Origin of the sequence: Undibacterium sp. TJN19 (assembly GCF_049339485.1) — a bacterium.
Taxonomy (GTDB): domain Bacteria; phylum Pseudomonadota; class Gammaproteobacteria; order Burkholderiales; family Burkholderiaceae_D; genus Undibacterium.
Map to the genome: position 1 here is coordinate 36859 of NZ_JBMPPL010000013.1, position 18589 is coordinate 55447.

Consider the following 18589-nt stretch of genomic DNA (forward strand, 5'->3'; position numbering starts at 1 on the left):
TACCGCTAAGTTTGTTAAATGTGTCTGGAATGAATTTGAATCAAAAAAATGACTGGGTAGCACGCAGCCTGCAGCATGTATGGCATCCGTGTACCCAGATGCAGCATCATGAAACCGTGCCGCTGATACCCGTCAGCCATGGCCGTGGGGCATGGCTGTTTGATATGGATGGCAAGCGTTATCTGGATGCGATCAGCTCCTGGTGGGTGAATTTGTTTGGTCACGCCAACCCCCGTATCAATGCAGAACTGAAGGATCAGCTCGACAAGCTGGAACATGCAATGCTGGCCGGGTTTACCCATGCGCCCGTCATCGAGTTATCTGAAAAACTGGCGGCGCTCAGCAATCATGCACTGGGCCACTGTTTTTATGCGTCCGACGGGGCCTCGGCTGTCGAAATTGCCCTGAAAATGAGTTTTCATGCCTGGCGCAATGGTGGCCAGACTGAAAAACAAGAGTTTATTTGCATACAGGGCAGCTACCATGGCGAAACCGTGGGCGCACTGGCAGTGACCGATGTCAGCTTGTTCCGTGAAGCCTATGGCCCCATGTTACAGCGCGCCCATGTCGTTGCTTCGCCTGATGCCCGTCTGGCTGAAGCTGGCGAAACTGCCGCCGATGTCGCCTTGCGCGCGGCGGCGGCATTGGAAGCAAAATTGCAGGAAAGGGCAGGCAAGATTGCCGCTGTCATCATAGAACCACTGGTGCAGTGTGCTACCGGCATGGCCATGCATGATCCGGTTTACCTGAAGCGGGTGCGTGAATTGTGTGACCAGTATCAGGTGCATTTGATCGCGGATGAAATTGCTGTTGGTTGTGGTCGTACCGGTACTTTTTTCGCCTGTGAATCAGCGCAGATATGGCCGGATTTTCTATGTCTGTCGAAAGGTATCAGCGGCGGTTATCTGCCGCTGTCGCTGGTAATGACGACGGATACCGTGTTCCAGGCATTTTATGATGCCGATGTGCGGCGTGGGTTTTTGCATTCGCATTCTTACACCGGTAACCCGCTTGCGTGCCGTGCTGCCCTGGCGACACTAGCGATTTTTGAAGATGACAAGGTCATACAGAGAAACCGCATCAAGGCTGAGTTTTTGAACACAGCTTTTGCCGGTTTGAAAGACGATGTCCGTGTACGCCACTTTCGCCAGCAAGGCATGATACTGGCATTTGATGCCGTGCTTGACGATGCTGAGCGCGCAGCGACATTTTCACGCCGCTTCTTTGCTACGGCATTGAAGCATGAATTATTAATGCGTCCGATTGGCCGCACGGTCTATATGATGCCGCCGTACATCCTCGAACAAGACGAGATGACGCTGCTGGCCAACAAGACCAGACAAGTATTTGAAGAGGTAATGGCATGAGTGATCTCATGAAAAATGCGGCTGCAAGCGGTATGCGTATCGCCAGCAAGCGACCGTCCCTGATACAGGGTTTGCAAAATGAACTTGATGTACTCGATCAGCGCCATCTGCTGCGCCAGCGCCGTACGGTAGAGACACCTTCGGCGCCCAGGCTGCGCGTAGATGGCCGCGATGTCCTGGCCTTTTGCAGTAATGATTACCTGGGCCTGGCGGCACACCCCAGGCTGGCCGAAGCCTTGCAGGAAGGTGCCAGCCTGTACGGCGTCGGCAGCGGTGCATCGCATCTCATCAGTGGCCATAGCCGTGCCCATGCCGCTCTGGAAGAGCGACTGGCAGAATTTGTATCACCCCAGATCGATAACGCCCGCGCCCTGTATTTTTGCACTGGCTACATGGCCAACCTGGCGGTGATTACCGCACTGGCCAGCAGCAAGGACGCCACTGTATTTTCCGAAGCGTTGAACCACGCTTCGCTGATCGACGGTGCGCGCCTCTCACGTGCCAATGTGCAGGTTTTCCCGCATCGCGATTACACCGCGCTGGAACGCATGCTGCAACAATGCAAGACCAAACACCGCATGGTGGTTACCGACAGCGTATTCAGCATGGACGGTAATATTGCTGAATTGGCACCTTTGCTGGCAATTTGCGAGCGTTATGATGCCTGGCTCATGGTCGATGATGCCCATGGCTTTGGCGTACTGGGTGAACAAGGGCGTGGTGTGCTTGAACATTTACAGATCAAGTCGCCAAACCTGGTCTATATGGGTACCCTGGGCAAAGCCGCCGGTGTTGGTGGTGCGTTTGTTGCCGCGCATTCGACAGTGATTGAATGGCTGATACAGCGTGCGCGCAGTTACATCTACACGACCGCCGCAGCACCTGCACTTGCCCATGCCTTGCTGACCAGCATAGACATCATCGCCGGTGAAGAAGGGCAGCAAAGGCGTGCCCATCTGCAAAAACTGATCGGCCTGTTCCGAGATGGCCTGCATTTGCAGGTATGGCAAGGCATGCCTTCGGAAACGGCGATACAGCCAGTCGTGATTGGCGACAATGCCACCATGCTCAAAGTAGCCGGTAATCTGATGGATCAGGGTTTGTGGGTCGGTGCGATACGTCCACCGACGGTGCCTGTCGGTACTGCGCGCTTGCGTGTCACCCTGTCTGCCGCGCATACTGAAATCGAGGTTTTGCAACTGGTGCAGGCCATCAACCGCTTAGACCAGATGAGTTATGTGGCCCAGTGTTTCGCTGAGGTAGCCTGATGCTCGCCAGACCGCATCATGATGTCTTCGTCACCGGCACCGATACCGAAATCGGCAAGACGCTGGTAAGTGCAGCCCTGCTGTATGCGATGCAACAGCAAGGCTGGCGCAGCGTCGGCATGAAACCCGTGGCCGCAGGTGCCGAATGGCAGGACGGCGCCTGGCATAATGAAGATGTCGATGCCCTCATTGCCAATTCGAATGTCGATGCCGCTGAAGAACTGGTCTGTCCTTACCTGATGCAGACCCCGGCTGCACCGCACATCGTTGCCGGCCTGGAAAAAATCACGATCTCCCTGCCGCATATCCATCAGTGCTATCAGCAGTTGCACCAGCTTTCAGATGCCGTAGTGGTCGAAGGGGTCGGGGGGTTCTGTGTGCCACTGAATGACCAGCATACGACTGCAGACCTGGCACAGAACCTGAACCTGCCGGTCATCATGGTAGTGGGCATGCGCCTCGGTTGTATCAACCATGCCTTGCTGACAGTTGAAGCCATCGCGGCCCGTGGCCTGAATTTGCTGGCGTGGGTGGCCAATACGGCAGACCCCGCCATGTTATACCTTGATGAAAATGTTGCGGCTCTGCGCGCACGTATTGACGCCCCCCTGCTGGGACAGATTCCCCGTTTGAATGTACCGGAAGACCAGAAAGCGCGTAGCGCCGCCTCGTATCTGGATTTGAGTTTATTGAAGTAAAAGGACGCAAAGATGCAAGCTATAGATACCCCATTGCAAGCGGTGCAATTCCAGCCGCCGGTAAAGAAGATCGAAGCCGAGACCTGGCCCGTGGATGAAGTGCTGGCCCTGTTTGATTTACCTTTCAATGACCTGATGTTCAAGGCACAAACTGCGCACAGGGCAAATTTCCCCGATGGTGATATTGAGCTGGCTACCTTGCTATCTATCAAGACCGGTGGCTGCGAAGAAGATTGCGGTTATTGCCCGCAAGCTGCGCGCTATGACACCGGCGTCGAAGCGAAGAAAATGCTGGATGTACGCGAAGTACTGGATGCCGCCAAAGCTGCCCGTGAAAATGGTGCAACTCGCTTTTGCATGGGCGCAGCCTGGCGTTCACCCAAAGACCGCGACATGGAAAAAGTAGAGACCATGGTGCGCGAAGTCAAGGCCATGGGTCTGGAAACCTGCGCGACTTTGGGCATGCTCAAGGAAGAACAGGCACAGCGCCTGAAAGATGCAGGTCTCGATTACTACAACCACAATCTCGATACTGCCCCTGAGTTTTACAGCAATGTCATTTCCACCCGCGACTACCAGGACAGGCTTGATACTCTGGGCCATGTGCGTAGCGCTGGTTTGAAAGTCTGCTGCGGCGGCATCGTCGGCATGGGTGAATCACGCCGTCAGCGCGCTGGCCTGATTGCGCAGTTGGCAAACCTGAATCCTTATCCAGAATCCGTGCCTGTCAATCATCTGGTGCAGGTAGAAGGCACGCCTTTGCATGGTCTCGACCCACTTGATCCGCTGGAATTTGTGCGCACTATTGCCGTCGCCCGCATCACCATGCCAAAAGCGCGCGTACGCCTTTCTGCTGGCCGTCGTCAGATGGGTGAAGCCGTGCAGGCGATGTGCTTTTTGGCCGGTGCCAATTCGATTTTCTACGGTGATAAATTGTTGACTACGGCTAACCCTGAAGCGCAGGATGACCGTGTTTTGCTCGATAAACTGGGCTTGCAGACACGTGGCAAGGTAGAAGCCAAGGCTGGTAGTTGTGGTTAATTAAAACCATCAATCTTCAGCACAGAGCTTATTTGAGCACGAAGAGAAAAAATAAGGATACAGAAAAAGGAAAGGCCTTTTTCTGATAAAGAAAATCGTCATCAATTATCGTAGTCAATACATCCACCCAAAAGGTTATAGGCATGTTTACTAAAATCCTGATCGCCAACCGTGGCGAAATTGCTTGCCGTGTTGCTGCTACCGCACGCCGCATGGGCATCAAGACTGTCGCTGTGTATTCCGAAGCCGATGCCAATGCCAAGCATGTCGCCGTTTGTGATGAGGCAGTATTGATAGGCCCGGCTGCTGCTAAGGAAAGTTATCTGCGTGCCGACAAGATCATAGAAGTTGCCTTGGCGACGGGTGCACAGGCGATACATCCTGGTTACGGCTTCCTGTCAGAAAACAGTCAATTTGCAGACGCCTGTGCCAAAAATGGCATCGCCTTCATCGGCCCGCCGGTTTCGGCGATTGAAGCCATGGGCAGCAAATCTGCCGCCAAATCCTTGATGGAAAAAGCCAATGTGCCACTGGTGCCTGGCTACCATGGCGATAACCAGGATGCAGATTTTTTGCACACCGAGGCTGACCGCATCGGTTACCCGGTCTTGCTCAAAGCCAGTGCTGGTGGCGGTGGCAAGGGCATGCGCGTCATTGAAAAATCTGCTGACTTCAAGGATGCGCTGGCATCCTGCAAACGCGAAGCCATCAATTCCTTTGGTGACGACAAAGTGCTGGCAGAAAAATATCTGCAAAGACCACGTCATATAGAAATCCAGGTGTTTGCTGATACCCACGGCAATTGCGTCTATCTGTTTGAACGCGATTGTTCAGTACAGCGCCGCCATCAAAAAGTACTCGAAGAAGCACCTGCGCCCGGCATGACAGCAGATCGCCGCGCTGCCATGGGTGATGCAGCCGTGGCCGCTGCAAAAGCGGTTGGCTACGTCGGTGCCGGCACCGTGGAATTCATCGCCAACCAGGATGGTTCTTTCTATTTCATGGAAATGAATACCCGCTTGCAGGTCGAGCATCCGGTGACAGAAATGATCACCGGTACTGATCTGGTGGAATGGCAATTGCGTGTTGCTGCTGGCGAAAAACTACCACTGCAACAACATCAATTACAGATACATGGTCACGCCATAGAAGCGCGCGTATATGCAGAAAATCCTGAAAAAGGTTTCCTGCCATCGATAGGTACTTTGCGCCATGCACGTACCCCTGTTGCTGTGAATTTTGAACTTGGTGGCGCGACTGATCCGGCGGCTTTCCGCATTGACAGTGGCGTGCGCGAAGGTGATACGATTTCGCCTTTCTACGACCCGATGATCGCCAAGATGATTGTCTGGGGCAAGGACAGAAAAGAAGCACTGGCACGCATGGCACAGGCACTGGCGCAATACCAGATCGTTGGCTTGAACAGCAATATCGCTTTTCTGTCGCGTCTGATCAGCAGCACCGCATTTGCCGGTGCTGATCTGGATACGGGTCTCATCGAACGCAATCAGGATCAACTGTTTCCTAAACCAGTAGCAGCAAATCTGACAACGCTGGCACTTGCTGTCGCGTCCTTGCTCAATTCAGAGAAATCGTCTGGCAGCGACCCATGGCAGACCTCGCACGGCTGGCGCATGAATAGCCTGATGCAAAGAAGCCTGCAATTCACAGAAGAAGAGCAGACGCATGAAGTGCAGGTCACTTACTTGGCGAATGGCTGGCAAGTCAAGGCTGGTGATGCTGTTGCCCAGGTCAGGCTGGCATTGGCTGATGACAACGATATCGTCATCAAGATCGCCGACCAGACGGTTGCTGCCACCGTCGTGCGCGATGGTGAGCATTTCCATGTCTTCAGTCAGGGCAGGCATACCGACTTGCATTACCTTGATGCGCTGGCGCATGCTGGTGAAGCTGAAGCAGAAACTGGCCGCCTGACTGCACCCATGCCTGGCAAGATTGTTGCCGTGCTTGTCAACAAGGCGCAGGAAGTGAAGAAAGGCGATTCCTTGCTGATCATGGAAGCCATGAAGATGGAACATACGATTTCGGCACCGCATGATGGTGTCATTGATGAAGTCTTGTATGCGATCGGTGATCAGGTCACTGAAGGGGCGCAATTGCTGGCTTTTCAGCAGTAAATGCGGGACAGATTGCAATTGTGCTTGAAGATAGAAGTAAAGGCATTCATTTAGTTTCGACTTAAACGCATCAATCGTTGAATTGAAGAAGCAAGGGCATTGTAAGTAATGCCCTTCTTTTTTATCTGGTTTCCATAGAAAAACTGGTGCGTACTTGCTAACCTGCTTTATATTTCTACTCTTTCATACTTCGCCAGATAATTTCCATGAAGCCTGACTTATTTGCCTCGCTGTGCCTGCTGCTTGCCTCGTCTTTTGTTAGTACTTTTAGTACAGCTGTCGAGTTGCCAGTAGAGGCATTTGCTGCCTTGCCTGCAGTGCAAAACGTTACCTTGTCTCCAGATGGTTCAAAAATTGCCATGCTGGTTAATAAAGAAGGCAATGCCAGCATTCTGGTTCATAAGTTGGGCCAGCCAGTAAGCGCCGCCAAGGCGTTGTTGGCTACTGATAACCGGAAATTTACCTTTCAATGGTTTCGGTGGGTAAATAATGAAAAATTATTAGTCAGCACACTTTTCCCTAACCGGCGTATCGTCAACGGCTACACTGGTGGCGTCGATGTTCAGGAAACACGATTGCTGGCAGTGAATGCAGATGGTTCACAAGTGCTCAATCTGATTAAACCAACCAGCATCAAAAGCAATTTCGTACCCCAGTTTCAAGATCGTGTGATCGATTTCTTCCCCGATGATGGCAAGCATGTGTTGATCATGTTGGCAGATCAGGAGAGAAGTAACGATCCGACGGTGTATTCGCTGGATCTGGAAAACGGATCGCGCCGGTCTGTTCAAAGTTCTCGCGAAAATTTTCGCCATTGGATGGTTGACAGGCAGCATCAAGTCCGTTTGGGGTTGTATCAGGATAAGCTGGATATTGAAGTGCATCTATGTGATCCCGATGGAAAAAATTGGCGCAAGCGCTGGGCATATAAAATTGATAGCAAGGAAAGAGTCACACCGATCGGTTTTGGAAAAGAGCCAAATCAGTTATATGTTCTCGCCGACCACCAAGGGCGTCGTGCCTTGTTCACGGTAGACCTGCGTGAAGAAAATGCAAAACCTAAATTGGTATTGGCTAATCCAAATGTAGATATTGCCGGTGAACTGGTTTATTCAGAGAAAACGGGAGAGGCAATAGGCTTGGCAGGAACAAGTATTGCAGGCAAGGCAGAAATCAATTATTGGGATCAGGACAGGCGTGAACTGGTGAAATTTATAGATGACGCGTTACCAAAACGCTTTAATTCTATCGTCACTATGAGCAGGGATGAAAATCGCTATATTGTGCATTCCAGTAACGCACAACAACCAGGAATCTTTTATCTTGGTGACGACAAAGCAAATACCTTGGAAGAGTTTTCACAGAATTACCCTGCACTGCCAGCAAAAGCGATGCTTGAACGAAAAAATATCAAGATCAAGGCCAATGATGGCGTGATGTTGCCTGCTTTTCTGAGCTTGCCGCAAACAGAAGCGACTAAAAATTTACCCGTCGTGTTACTGGTCAATATTGACAGGCAAGGGCATGATGAAGCTAATTTTGATATCTGGACGCAATTTTTAGTCAATCGCGGCTATGCGGTTGTGGAATTGCATACGCGTAATTCTGTTGGTAGTGATAGCAAATTGGTCTCGACAGGCAATGAACGTTCAGGACAGGTAATGCCGAATGACCTTGCCGATGTCACTAAATGGTTATTAGAAAAAAACATAGCAGATCCTGCGCGTATTTGCATCGTAGGTGCCAGTTATGGCGCTTATGCCGCCTTGATGGGCGCTGTCAAATCACCTGATATGTATCAATGTATTGTCAGTCTTGGAGGCGTTTCTGATCTGAATGAAATGGGCCAGGACAATGCCATGTATATTAATGGCAAGGCTTTGTTTGAAAATCAGGTAGGTACAAATGACAGAGAAAAATTAAAGGCTAATTCACCACGCTTCTTTGCAAAAGATATCAAATCTGCCATTCTGCTTGTACATGGTACGCAAGACAGAGCGGTTCGTATGGAACAAAGTATCATGATGGATGCCGCGCTCAATGAAGCGGGTCGACCCCATCAATTTTTAAAACTTGACGATGGCGATCATAATCTGAGTCTGTACGTCAATCGTTTGCAATTTTTAAGAGAGCTGGAAAATTTTCTGGCGAAAAATTTAAAACCGTAAAGTAACACGCGTTAGTAATCTTCTCATTTCCATGTACCTGATATGACCAAACTTTCCATCAACATCAACAAGATTGCCTTACTGCGTAATTCGCGCGGGCGTAATTACCCTGATGTACAGGCATTCGCCGCACGTTGTCTTGATCTGGGTGCTGATGGCATTACCCTGCATCCGCGTCAGGACCAAAGGCATGCGCGTTATTCGGATGTGGAAACCCTGGGAGCACTTTGCAAGGCACGCGGGGTAGAGTTGAATGTGGAAGGTTATCCTTCGCCGGATTTTATCGAAGTCGTTAAGCGCTTCCGTCCTGCGCAATGCACGCTGGTGCCAGATGCAGCCGACCAGCTGACTTCCGATCATGGTTGGGATGTGCACCAGGATGCTGCACTGTTAAAACCTGTGCTGGCAGAATTGAAGGCCCTGGATATACGCAGCAGCCTGTTTGTTGATTACGATAATCCAGATTTGGTGTTGGCAAAAGAACTGGGCGCTGACCGTGTCGAATTGTATACCGAGCCGTATGCAGAAAATTTTGGTACGCCACAAGGTGAACAGATATTCCAGGGTTTTCTTGCCGCCTGCAAACTGGCGCAACAAGCGGGCCTTGGCGTGAATGCGGGACACGATTTGAACCTGGACAACCTGGCCAAATTCCTCACGATACCTGACATTCTCGAAGTTTCCATCGGTCATGCTGTCATTGTGGAAAGCATAGAATCCGGAATTGTTTCCGTGCTGACAAAATATGCAGAAATATGCCGCTCGTGCTAATTTTTATGCATTTGGCAAGCAAAAATTAAATGCAAAAAACAGTGAAATCTGTCCTTGTATATGACAAATAATTGTTCTACATTGAGTTACGGTGCTGACAGACCACTGTTGCTGATGACTCTGTTTCAGGTTTACCGAGCATGAATTAGTAGTACCAGTAGTACCAGATGTTAAAAGGCAAACCATTCGAAAGGATGGGACGCAAAACTAAAGGGCCCTCGCAATATAACGCAGGGTAGCCAGATGCCGTGTCCGCCATGCGGATTTACGTTAAGAGGCAGGTCGCTCATGAACCATATTTCTATGGCGCTTCCCGGCGCTTCCAAAAAAATCCTGATTGGTGTTTTTGGCTTGTCTGAGTACGAGCTACGCCTGCTGCGTAGTGTGCTTAGCCTGACGATGGCCAGTGGTCGCAGGCATTCCTATTCCCTGTTTGATACCAGTCACGAAGCTGATCCGGATATTGTCATTCTTGACCCTGACAATGCACAGGCGAGGGCAGCCTTGCAGGATTTGATAGCGCAGCGCAATATTCCTGAACCTGCTACCGTATTCATCTCCAATGCTGGCAAGGTCACGCCTGGCAAACATCATCTGTTGCATCCGCTGGTACCTACAAAGATGCTGGCTTTGCTCGATCAGGTTGCTGATGAACTGGAAAAAATCAGGGTGCTTCCTGTGGCTGCCCGTGCTGATCAGTCGCAGCAAACCGCGCATGGGGCAACAAGCCCGGCAGTCGTGCAGGCACTGGTGCAAAAAAATGCACCTGCCTCGGTCTTGCAGACTGGCCACAGGGCCTTGATTATTGACGATAGCCCTACTGCCAGAATCAAGATTGATCTTGAACTGCGCACTATGAAAATCGCTGCGGACTGTGCAGAGACCGGCGAAGAAGCCTTGCTGATGCTGGAAAAAAAAGCCTACGATATTATCTTCCTTGACATTGTCATGCCAGGTGCGGATGGCTATGAAATTTGCAAGCTGATACGTCGTAACCCGCAGACAAAACGCACGCCGGTCGTCATGCTGACCAGCAAATCCTCGCCCTTTGACCGCATCCGCGGATCATTATCCGGCTGCAACAGCTATCTGACCAAACCGGTGGAACATTTGAAGTTTCGTGCCGTGGTTGAAAAGAGCCTGACCAGTAGTGAAGCCATCTTCGCCATGGATAAAACGCCAGGTCTGGCAATGGGTGCCTGAACGAAAATCAGGACGCTTGCGGCAACACAGTTCACATCATTTTCAACTATGCATTCATTTGAGCGCATAGGCATTCAGGCAAACCACATATCAGGAGCACATCATGAGCATGAAAAAAGCACTCGTTGTTGACGATTCCACGACTGAACTGGCAAATATCAAGGCCATACTGGCCGACGCCGGTTACCTGGTTGTCACCGCATCCAGCGGCAAGGATTCCCTGGAAAAAGCCAAGGCTGAAAAGCCCTCGATTATTTTTCTTGATATTGTCATGCCTGAGATGGATGGCTATGAAGCCTGCCGCAACCTGACCCAGGATCCGGCAACCAAGGATATTCCCATCGTCTTCGTCAGCAGCAAATCGCAGAAAGCCGACAAGATCTGGGGCCAGCTGCAAGGTGCCAAAGGCTATGTGGCCAAACCCTATACCGCTGATCAGATCATTGATCAGCTCAAGATAGCTGCCTGATCTTTCTACGCGGATACGCCATGAACCAGATGATAGAAACCGGTGCAGCGCCAGCAAAAGAATGGCTACCACCCAGCGTTGCGCTACAGCGCTTCACCCCGCCTGGTGATTTGCTGTGGACAGATGTTGCACCTGTGGTGGAAAGAAATCGTTATGGCTACCGCGTAGGTTCATTGAACCTGCTGGTGAAAGCAGAAGTGGGCAGCGAAGTGATACGTCCGCAGGCAATTGCCCCTTTGCCCGGCGCTGCGGCGTTCTTGCTTGGCCTGATCAATGTGCGTGGCAACCTTGTACCCATGTTTGACCTGGGTTTGATATTGGGTGGACGCAGGACGGAAATGAATGCAACAAAATTATTCCTGATACTGGACAAGGCAGAAAATGCGGTAGGCATGGTAATCGACAGTTACCCGCAACCACTTTCAGGCTTGCGTAGCGTCACCCAGCTGCCGCAATTGCCTGCGATGCTGGAAGTCCATGTATCTGCTGCCTACGTGAAAGATGAGCGTGTCTGGCTGGAATTCAATCATGAAAGCTTCTTCGAGAAACTCAGTCGTCATACGTGATGCAAACTGGTAGCTGAACATCGCAGCAAAGCTGGAATAAACGATGAAAATGATGCAAACGATGTCTTGATCAATGTTCTTTGTTGATGTATCCCTTGTGGAGAGCAAAATGAAATTACGTACTCCGAATATCGGTATCCGCCTCAGCCTTGGGTTTGCGGCTGTGCTGGTTCTGCTGGCCGTCACTGCCTGGCTGGCCATGTCCAATCTGAAAGTCATCAATGACGGTACTCACCGTATTGTGGACGGTAGCTATCCTAAAGTCGTGCTGGCTTACAAGATGCTAGGTAACGTCAATGCCAATGCACGTTCCATGCGTAATATGCTGTTGCTCAATGATCCGGCAGCGATCGAGAAAGAGCAGCAACTGATTTTGTCACGCAGGCAAAACCAGGACGCCAATATCACCGGTTTTGAAAAACTGATTGCCAGTGAAGAGGAAAAAAATATTTTCGCGACAGCGACTGATGCGCGGACCAAATACGGTGTGTCGCAAAGGGAATTCCTGCGCCTGGCGACAGAAGGCAAGAAAACTGAAGCCACGGCCTGGCTGCTGGGCAACCTGCAAGCCGATCAGGAAAAATGGTTCAGTTCCATGGATGCGCTGATTGATTACCAAACCAAACTGGTTAATTCAGATGGTGCGACAGCCGATACCACTTATCTCAGCGCCCGCAATATCCTGCTGACCGTGGCAGCCTTGTCGATCTTGCTGGCAGGCGCCGTAGCTTACTGGATGACGCGCAGCATTACCCGTCCTGTATCGCATCTGATCGGCGTTATGCAGAAAATGACTTCCGGTGATGCCAAGGTACGGGCGAACAGCAGCCAGCCTGATGAAATCGGCAAACTATCACGCCAGTTCGACAAAATGGTGGATGAACGTGAGGCCAGCCGTAAAACCATCGAAGATGAAAATGAAAAACTGAATGAATCCGTGCTGGTCTTGTTGCAGGCAGTGGCGCAACTGGCGAGCAGGGACTTGACGGTGAAGGTGCCGGTATCTGCCGATGTGACGGGTGCCGTATCAGACGCCTTGAACATGCTGACCAGTGAAACGGCCAAGGTGCTGCGCGATGTAAGTAATATTTCTGCCGACGTGACAGAAGCAACACTGAAAGTGAAAGCCCAGTCCGATAACGTGATGGCCGCAGCCGCAGAAGAAAGGCTGGAAGTGGAACATACGACATTGTCGCTGTCGAATGCCTCTGAAGAAATGCGCAATATTTCCGACCTCGCGCAAACCTGTAACCGCGCTGCTGATAATGCCATACGTTCCACACAACTGGCGATGGATACCGTAACCAGCACAGTGGGTGGTATTAACAGTACCCGCGATATCATACGCGAAACAGAAAAACGGATTAAACGCCTGGGTGAACGTTCGCAAGAAATTTCCGGTGTCGTGGGTCTGATCAACGCGATTGCTGAACGTACCCATATTCTAGCGCTGAACGCCAGTATGCACGCGGCCTCAGCTGGTGAAGCCGGTCGTGGTTTTGCGGTGGTTGCCGATGAAGTGCAAAGGCTGGCTGAAAACGCGCGGCAAGCCACGCTGCAAATTTCTGGCCTGGTCAATAACATCCAGCTGGAAACCTCAGATACGGTCAACACCATGAATTCTGCGATTGCCCAGGTGGTCGAAGGTAGCCGTCTGGCAGAACAGGCCGGTCTGCAAATGCAGGCGACCCAGAATGCCACGTCTGAGCTGGTTCAGTCTGTACAGCAGATTGCCGTCAAATCCCATGGTCAGGCCAAGGCCAGCCAGGAACTGCTCGATAGGGCGATCCAGATCAAGAAAACCAATCAACAAACCAGTTTGCAACTTGATGAGCAATCAGCCCAAACCACCAACCTGGTGGAATATGCGAGGATGCTGCTCTCCACGGTGCGCGTATTCAAACTGGCAGCATGATTGCCTGATTGCCTGAGTTATAGGGCCTTCCAGTCAGTGTTTTAAAACGTATGTAGCCTGCTCAAACTTCACTCGTCCGAGGCACCATGGAACAGTTAGAAACCCATTCGACGGATTTCAATCACGTCGTCATCGGTGCCCTGGACGAGGTGTTTAATGCCTTGGAATCAGATGGTTTCCATTCAGGCAAGCTGGCAGAAGTGACGCGTTCGCTGGCCTGTTATATAGAACAACTGAGGCGCATCCGTGCTGCAGCCTGTTCTGCCGACATGCCTGGCCTGCACTGGGTGTGCGCCCTGATAGAGCGCAATCTAATCACCCTGCATAACCAGAACCGCATGCTCAGCGAAGAAGAGTATTTTCTGTTGAACGAATGGCCCGACTTGTTGGCCAGCCATGCCCTGAATCATGGTGACCGCAACATAGAAACCCTCATCACCCATTTATCGACAGCCAGTTGGCCCATCCCTTTAAGCCAGGTCGACACCACAGAATTACGTCATTTATTATCCAGCGACCCGTTGACATCAGCAGAAGACATTGAAGTGCCACCGGCACTATTTTTGGTTGGTGGCGTAGCCGGAACCAGTGCCGACCCGGACAACAAGGACAATATGGACCAGCTTGCATTGGCTGACATCACTACAGTGGAAATGAATCCTGCCGGTAGCTTTGAATTTACACCTGACCGGACTGAGCAGGCTGGTCAGACTGACCAGACCGGGGAGATACCTGCTGCAGATTATTCGCTTGGCCTGCATGATGCGCTGGATGCCCTGGTCATGGTACTTGCTGCTGACGAACACATTGCCCAGGGTGCAGAAAACCAGCGTGATGACATCACCTTGAAAAATTATGTGGGGCAATTACAGGTATTTGCAACTTATGCTGAAAAAATGGGCATGCATGCCATTGTCGATGGTTGTCAGGCTTTTGCCCTCGTCGTCAGCGAAAGGGCAGAAAAACCATTGGCCATCAATCAGGCTGAACTGGCTATCCTCAGCCGTTTCCCCATTATGCTGATGGACAGTATTGTCGATCCTGACAACCCCGCTCATGCAGCCAGTTTGCTTGACGTGATTTATGACCCTGTGTGGGTGACGGAAGACACCGCACCCTCAGCTCTGCCAGAAGCTTCAGATCTGTCAGATCCGTCAGTTCAGTCAGTTGACGCCGCAGACCAGGCATCCACGCAGGAAATCAGTGCCGACATGCTGGCCTTGTTTGCCAAAGAATTTGCGTTGATGGGTGATATGCTGGCAGATGACCTGGCCGCAGTCACTAGAGCAGATTTTTCGGATGCAGAAAAAAGCGCCGCACAGCAAAATTATATCGATGCCCTGTCACGTATAGGCAGCACCGCCGAATCAGTTGGCCTGACAGCCTTGAACCAGGTATTGCTGATATTGGCGCAGCAATTATCGTCGCTGGAAAATACCGTCGATCAGCAGCAATACGCCCTGCTCAAGGATTTGCCCGGCAAACTGCTTGCCTACCTGTCTGATCCTGCCAATGAACTGCATGCCCTTGATTTGATGAGCCTGTTGCTGGATCAGGCATGGTCGCAGATGCATGCATCAGAAATCAGTGACACTTTGTTCAGTGATTTAATCGGTGTCCATGTCTTTGCCGAAGCTGCACAGGCAGAAGCACAGCACGAAGTCATTACGGCCAATGATGTGTCCATACAATTGCCAGACGACCTGAATGCAGAGCTATTTGATGGCCTGTTGCAGGAGTTACCGATACAAGTCAATAATTTTACTTCCGCCATAGAAAAGCTCGCCCATGGCGAAGGCAATATGGCAGACGTAGAACAGGCCAAACGTGCTGCCCATACCTTGAAAGGGGCGGCCAATACTGTTGGTATTGCGGGCATCGCCAACCTCACTCACCATCTGGAAGATTTGCTGATAGGCCTGAGCAACCAGCACAGCCTGCCAGACAAGACGCTTTCTGGCATTCTGACCGATGCGGGTGACTGTCTTGAAGCCATGGGCGAAGCCGTCATGGATGCAGGACCGGTACCAGAGCAGGCTCAGGCGATATTGCAGCAGGTATGCGACTACAGTCATTATATGGCCAGTGCCGAATTTATTGCCGAGCCGGTGATGGACGAAGTGTCTGACGTGTCAGCGTATCTACCTGGCAGCGATGTCATCAGAGCGGATGGCGTTGTACTGGATCTGGTCGAACCTGGTTCGCATGCGGCCGAACCGATGTTGCGGGTACCTGCCAAGGTCGTCGATGAATTATTGCGGCTTGCAGGCGAAAACGTCATTTCCAACGCGCAAATCCAGGAGCAGTTAAAGCAGACCCAGAAACAATCAAAAGCCATACAGAAACAGGATTTGCTATTCCAGAAACTGATCGCTGACCTGGAAAACCTCGTTGATGTACGTGGTATCGATGCACCCAAAAAAGCCACCATGGCACAAGGTGATTTTGATCCGCTGGAATTTGAACGCTATAGTGAATTACATACCCTGACCAGCCAGCTGGTGGAAGCCAGGACAGATGCCTTTGAAATGGCAAGCCAGATTGATGAGCAATTGCACAGCCTTGCCGAACTGCTGGAAGTACAGCGCCGCCTGCAAATGGAAAACCAGCATGCCGTGATACGGACACGTCTGGTGCCCGTCACGACCGTCGTATCGCGCCTGCAACGCAGCGTGCGTCAGACTTGCCGCTTGCTCGATAAACAGGTGAACCTGAATATTCTGGGTGCCAATACCAATATCGACAGCAATATGCTCAATGATCTGACCGATCCGCTCATGCACATTTTGCGTAATGCGGTTGACCACGGCATAGAGAACCAGTCTGTCAGACTCGCGCAACGCAAACCTGCGGTAGGACAGATAGAGCTGAGTTTCGCACGTGAAGGCAATTCCATCGTGGTGCGTTGCAAGGATGATGGTGCTGGCCTCGATTTCGCTGCCATACGCAAGACCGCATTAAAAAGAAAACTCATCAGCACAGACCGTATTTTGTCTGACGATGAACTGGCCAGGCTGATCCTGATGCCCGGTTTTTCCACCCGCGAAGCCAGCACACAGACATCAGGCCGCGGCATAGGCATGGACATGGTGCATGCGCGCATACTGGAAATGAAGGGTGCGTTGAACATACGCTCGCTGACCGGGCAGGGCCTGGTGGTGGAATTGCGCCTGCCTGCCAGTCTCTTGTCTGAGCATACCCTGATGGCACGTGTGGCGGGCAACATGATGGCGATATCGAGCCGCCGCATCCTTGATATTCATTACATCACCGATGCGCAGATAGATCTCATCGGCGACCAGCAGGTTTATCGCGTTGGTGATGCCGTCCATAAGTTGCTGAAACTTGAGCAATTACTGGGTATGCACAGTCAGCGCAAAGAGGCGGTCGCCTATGGTTATCCGGTCTTGCTGATCAGTACCGATACGGGAGCGACCTGCGCGATACAAGTGCAGGAGCTGGTCGATGGCCGTGAAGTCGTGGTCAAGAAATTTGGCCGTTATGTACCCAAAATACAAGGCACGATAGGTGCCGTCATCCTTGGTGATGGCAGCGTGGCTCCGGTGATTGATTTGCCAGAATTATTGAGGGCATCTTCGCAACAGGAAATGCGGATTGATGACAGCCATCTGCACATTTCATCAGATGAAGCAAGTCAGCCCGTACATATCCGTACCGCACTGGTGGTGGATGATTCGCTGTCTGCACGTCGTGCCACGGCCCAGATCATGCGTGACGCCGGTTATGAAGTACGCACTGCCATCGACGGTCTTGATGCCGTGGCATTGCTGGATGAAGCTTTGCCAGACGTGATACTGGTCGACATGGAAATGCCACGCATGAACGGCCTGGAACTGACCAGCCACGTACGTGCACGAAAATTGCCTAAACATATTCCCATCATCATGATTACCTCGCGTTCTACGCAAAAACACAGACAGCAGGGAGACGCTGCCGGTGTCGATGCTTATCTGGTAAAGCCATTCAATGACGATGCCTTGTTACAGCAAATACACCGCCTGACAGGCGCATGAGGAGCACAACATGGGTGCAGCAATGCCAGGCATGAAACAGGAAGTGCGTAACCGCATACTGTTGCGCATAGATGGTTTAAAGCTGATGCTGCCGCAAGGCGATATCTGTGCAGTGGAATCAGTGTCTGATATGAACCTGCAAGAGCCGCCGCCGTACGCGGCAGGCCGTATCCTCTATCTGGGGCAAAGCTGGCCCGTCATCAGCATGAATGCCGAATTCCAGGCGCTGGATTTTGTGCCTGCTGGCCGCCGTGCCTGTGTGATGCTCGCAACAGGCGCGGGTTTTCTTGGCTTGCTGTGTGATGATGTCAGGGTACTCAACCAACTTGACCTGGAGGATTTTGCCTTACCCATGGCGATGCGTGCGCACAATACGCCTATCCACGCACTCATGCATTTTGAAGCTGGCCTGGCTTGCCTTAGCGATGCCGGCCGTTTATTAAAATTCGGTGTGTTTGCCGCTGTTCTTCATGCGCAAACAACTAGCAGGGAGTCATGATGTCCAATGCAAATGCTTGGTTGCTGGAAGTTGGTGATGGCAGGTGCGTGGCAATAGGGCAGCGCGAACTGATACAGATCATTGATGCACCTGACAGTTTCGATGTGCCGCTGGCACCCGCGCACATGCGTGAAGTTATCTTTTGGCAAAAGCGCGTGGTACCCGTCATGCAATTGCCCTTGCGCCTGGGCGGGCAGCCTTGCAAAGGGAATATCCTGGCGCTGGTGGCGTTTCATGATGCAGACAGCAAGACCGCTGGCCTGGGGGCCATTCATTTGTCAGCACCACCGAGTCGCGTTGTGGTCGACGACAGGCAGGCCAGCAATCTGGAAGATGATAATCCCGTCTGGCAAGACTTGGCGATTGCCTGTTTTGAGCAGGATGGCAAGCACGTACCTGTACTGGACTTGAGCCGCATATTTTGCGGTTCTGTGAACTGAAATTAATTACAT

Annotated in this window: 14 protein-coding genes and 1 riboswitch; all 14 genes read left to right on the forward strand. The window is 51.5% G+C overall.

Annotated features, from left to right (window positions below; genetic code table 11):
• Positions 1–29 precede the first annotated feature (29 nt).
• The 14 genes from bioA to ACO0LH_RS24935 all read left to right on the forward strand — a co-directional run bounded on the left by bioA (position 30) and on the right by ACO0LH_RS24935 (position 18577).
• A complete protein-coding gene (gene bioA / locus ACO0LH_RS24870; RefSeq protein WP_422943835.1) occupies positions 30–1367 on the forward strand; it encodes an adenosylmethionine--8-amino-7-oxononanoate transaminase in 1338 nt (445 codons plus the stop codon).
• Between the two features lie 32 nt (positions 1368–1399).
• Complete coding sequence (bioF, locus tag ACO0LH_RS24875) at positions 1400–2635, forward strand: 8-amino-7-oxononanoate synthase (protein ID WP_422943944.1); 1236 nt, start codon at positions 1400–1402, stop codon at positions 2633–2635.
• Positions 2635–3333 carry a dethiobiotin synthase gene (gene bioD / locus ACO0LH_RS24880; RefSeq protein WP_422943836.1) on the forward strand — a complete coding sequence of 233 codons (699 nt, stop codon included), beginning with the start codon at positions 2635–2637 and terminating at the stop codon, positions 3331–3333. The genes bioF and bioD overlap by 1 nt, the downstream gene beginning before the upstream one ends.
• A 12-nt stretch (positions 3334–3345) precedes the next feature.
• Positions 3346–4374 (forward strand): biotin synthase BioB, encoded by a 1029-nt coding sequence (gene bioB / locus ACO0LH_RS24885; RefSeq protein WP_422943837.1) that lies wholly within the window; start codon positions 3346–3348, stop codon positions 4372–4374.
• A 143-nt stretch (positions 4375–4517) separates the two neighbouring features.
• The gene (locus ACO0LH_RS24890; RefSeq protein ID WP_422943838.1) at positions 4518–6512 is read left to right on the forward strand and encodes an acetyl/propionyl/methylcrotonyl-CoA carboxylase subunit alpha; all 1995 of its coding nucleotides are present in this window, start codon (positions 4518–4520) and stop codon (positions 6510–6512) included.
• Between the two features lie 206 nt (positions 6513–6718).
• On the forward strand, positions 6719–8680 hold the full coding sequence (locus tag ACO0LH_RS24895; protein WP_422943839.1) for an alpha/beta hydrolase family protein: 1962 nt from the start codon (positions 6719–6721) through the stop codon (positions 8678–8680).
• A gap of 42 nt (positions 8681–8722) precedes the next feature.
• The gene (locus tag ACO0LH_RS24900) at positions 8723–9451 is read left to right on the forward strand and encodes a pyridoxine 5'-phosphate synthase (RefSeq protein ID WP_422943840.1); all 729 of its coding nucleotides are present in this window, start codon (positions 8723–8725) and stop codon (positions 9449–9451) included.
• Positions 9452–9617: 166 nt separating this feature from the next.
• Positions 9618–9702: riboswitch (cyclic di-GMP riboswitch) on the forward strand.
• A 37-nt stretch (positions 9703–9739) separates the two neighbouring features.
• Entirely contained in the window at positions 9740–10654 is a 915-nt protein-coding gene (locus ACO0LH_RS24905; protein WP_422943841.1) for a response regulator, read from the forward strand.
• Positions 10655–10757: 103 nt separating this feature from the next.
• A complete protein-coding gene (locus tag ACO0LH_RS24910; RefSeq protein ID WP_422943842.1) occupies positions 10758–11123 on the forward strand; it encodes a response regulator in 366 nt (121 codons plus the stop codon).
• Between the two features lie 20 nt (positions 11124–11143).
• Positions 11144–11689, forward strand: coding sequence for a chemotaxis protein CheW (locus ACO0LH_RS24915; protein WP_422943843.1), 546 nt, complete (start codon positions 11144–11146; stop codon positions 11687–11689).
• A gap of 109 nt (positions 11690–11798) precedes the next feature.
• Positions 11799–13604 (forward strand): methyl-accepting chemotaxis protein, encoded by a 1806-nt coding sequence (locus ACO0LH_RS24920; RefSeq protein WP_422943844.1) that lies wholly within the window; start codon positions 11799–11801, stop codon positions 13602–13604.
• Positions 13605–13690: 86 nt separating this feature from the next.
• On the forward strand, positions 13691–17638 hold the full coding sequence (locus ACO0LH_RS24925) for a hybrid sensor histidine kinase/response regulator (RefSeq protein ID WP_422943845.1): 3948 nt from the start codon (positions 13691–13693) through the stop codon (positions 17636–17638).
• Between the two features lie 10 nt (positions 17639–17648).
• Complete coding sequence (locus tag ACO0LH_RS24930; RefSeq protein ID WP_422943846.1) at positions 17649–18137, forward strand: chemotaxis protein CheW; 489 nt, start codon at positions 17649–17651, stop codon at positions 18135–18137.
• Positions 18137–18577: a chemotaxis protein CheW gene (locus tag ACO0LH_RS24935; RefSeq protein ID WP_422943847.1), complete on the forward strand. Its 441-nt coding sequence runs from the start codon at positions 18137–18139 to the stop codon at positions 18575–18577. Before ACO0LH_RS24930 ends, ACO0LH_RS24935 begins: the two co-directional genes overlap by 1 nt.
• The last annotated feature ends 12 nt before the right edge of the window (positions 18578–18589 follow it).

Bases quoted from the DNA above. Each gene is read 5' to 3' on its own strand.
- ACO0LH_RS24915 (WP_422943843.1), top strand. From the start codon at position 11,144: ATGAACCAGATGATAGAAACCGGTGCAGCGCCAGCAAAAGAATGGCTA.
- ACO0LH_RS24935 (WP_422943847.1), top strand. From the start codon at position 18,137: ATGTCCAATGCAAATGCTTGGTTGCTGGAAGTTGGTGATGGCAGGTGC.
- ACO0LH_RS24920 (WP_422943844.1), top strand. From the start codon at position 11,799: ATGAAATTACGTACTCCGAATATCGGTATCCGCCTCAGCCTTGGGTTT.
- ACO0LH_RS24930 (WP_422943846.1), top strand. From the start codon at position 17,649: ATGGGTGCAGCAATGCCAGGCATGAAACAGGAAGTGCGTAACCGCATA.
- ACO0LH_RS24905 (WP_422943841.1), top strand. From the start codon at position 9,740: ATGAACCATATTTCTATGGCGCTTCCCGGCGCTTCCAAAAAAATCCTG.
- ACO0LH_RS24910 (WP_422943842.1), top strand. From the start codon at position 10,758: ATGAGCATGAAAAAAGCACTCGTTGTTGACGATTCCACGACTGAACTG.
- ACO0LH_RS24900 (WP_422943840.1), top strand. From the start codon at position 8,723: ATGACCAAACTTTCCATCAACATCAACAAGATTGCCTTACTGCGTAAT.
- ACO0LH_RS24890 (WP_422943838.1), top strand. From the start codon at position 4,518: ATGTTTACTAAAATCCTGATCGCCAACCGTGGCGAAATTGCTTGCCGT.
- bioD (WP_422943836.1), top strand. From the start codon at position 2,635: ATGCTCGCCAGACCGCATCATGATGTCTTCGTCACCGGCACCGATACC.
- bioA (WP_422943835.1), top strand. From the start codon at position 30: ATGAATTTGAATCAAAAAAATGACTGGGTAGCACGCAGCCTGCAGCAT.
- ACO0LH_RS24895 (WP_422943839.1), top strand. From the start codon at position 6,719: ATGAAGCCTGACTTATTTGCCTCGCTGTGCCTGCTGCTTGCCTCGTCT.
- bioB (WP_422943837.1), top strand. From the start codon at position 3,346: ATGCAAGCTATAGATACCCCATTGCAAGCGGTGCAATTCCAGCCGCCG.
- bioF (WP_422943944.1), top strand. From the start codon at position 1,400: ATGCGTATCGCCAGCAAGCGACCGTCCCTGATACAGGGTTTGCAAAAT.
- ACO0LH_RS24925 (WP_422943845.1), top strand. From the start codon at position 13,691: ATGGAACAGTTAGAAACCCATTCGACGGATTTCAATCACGTCGTCATC.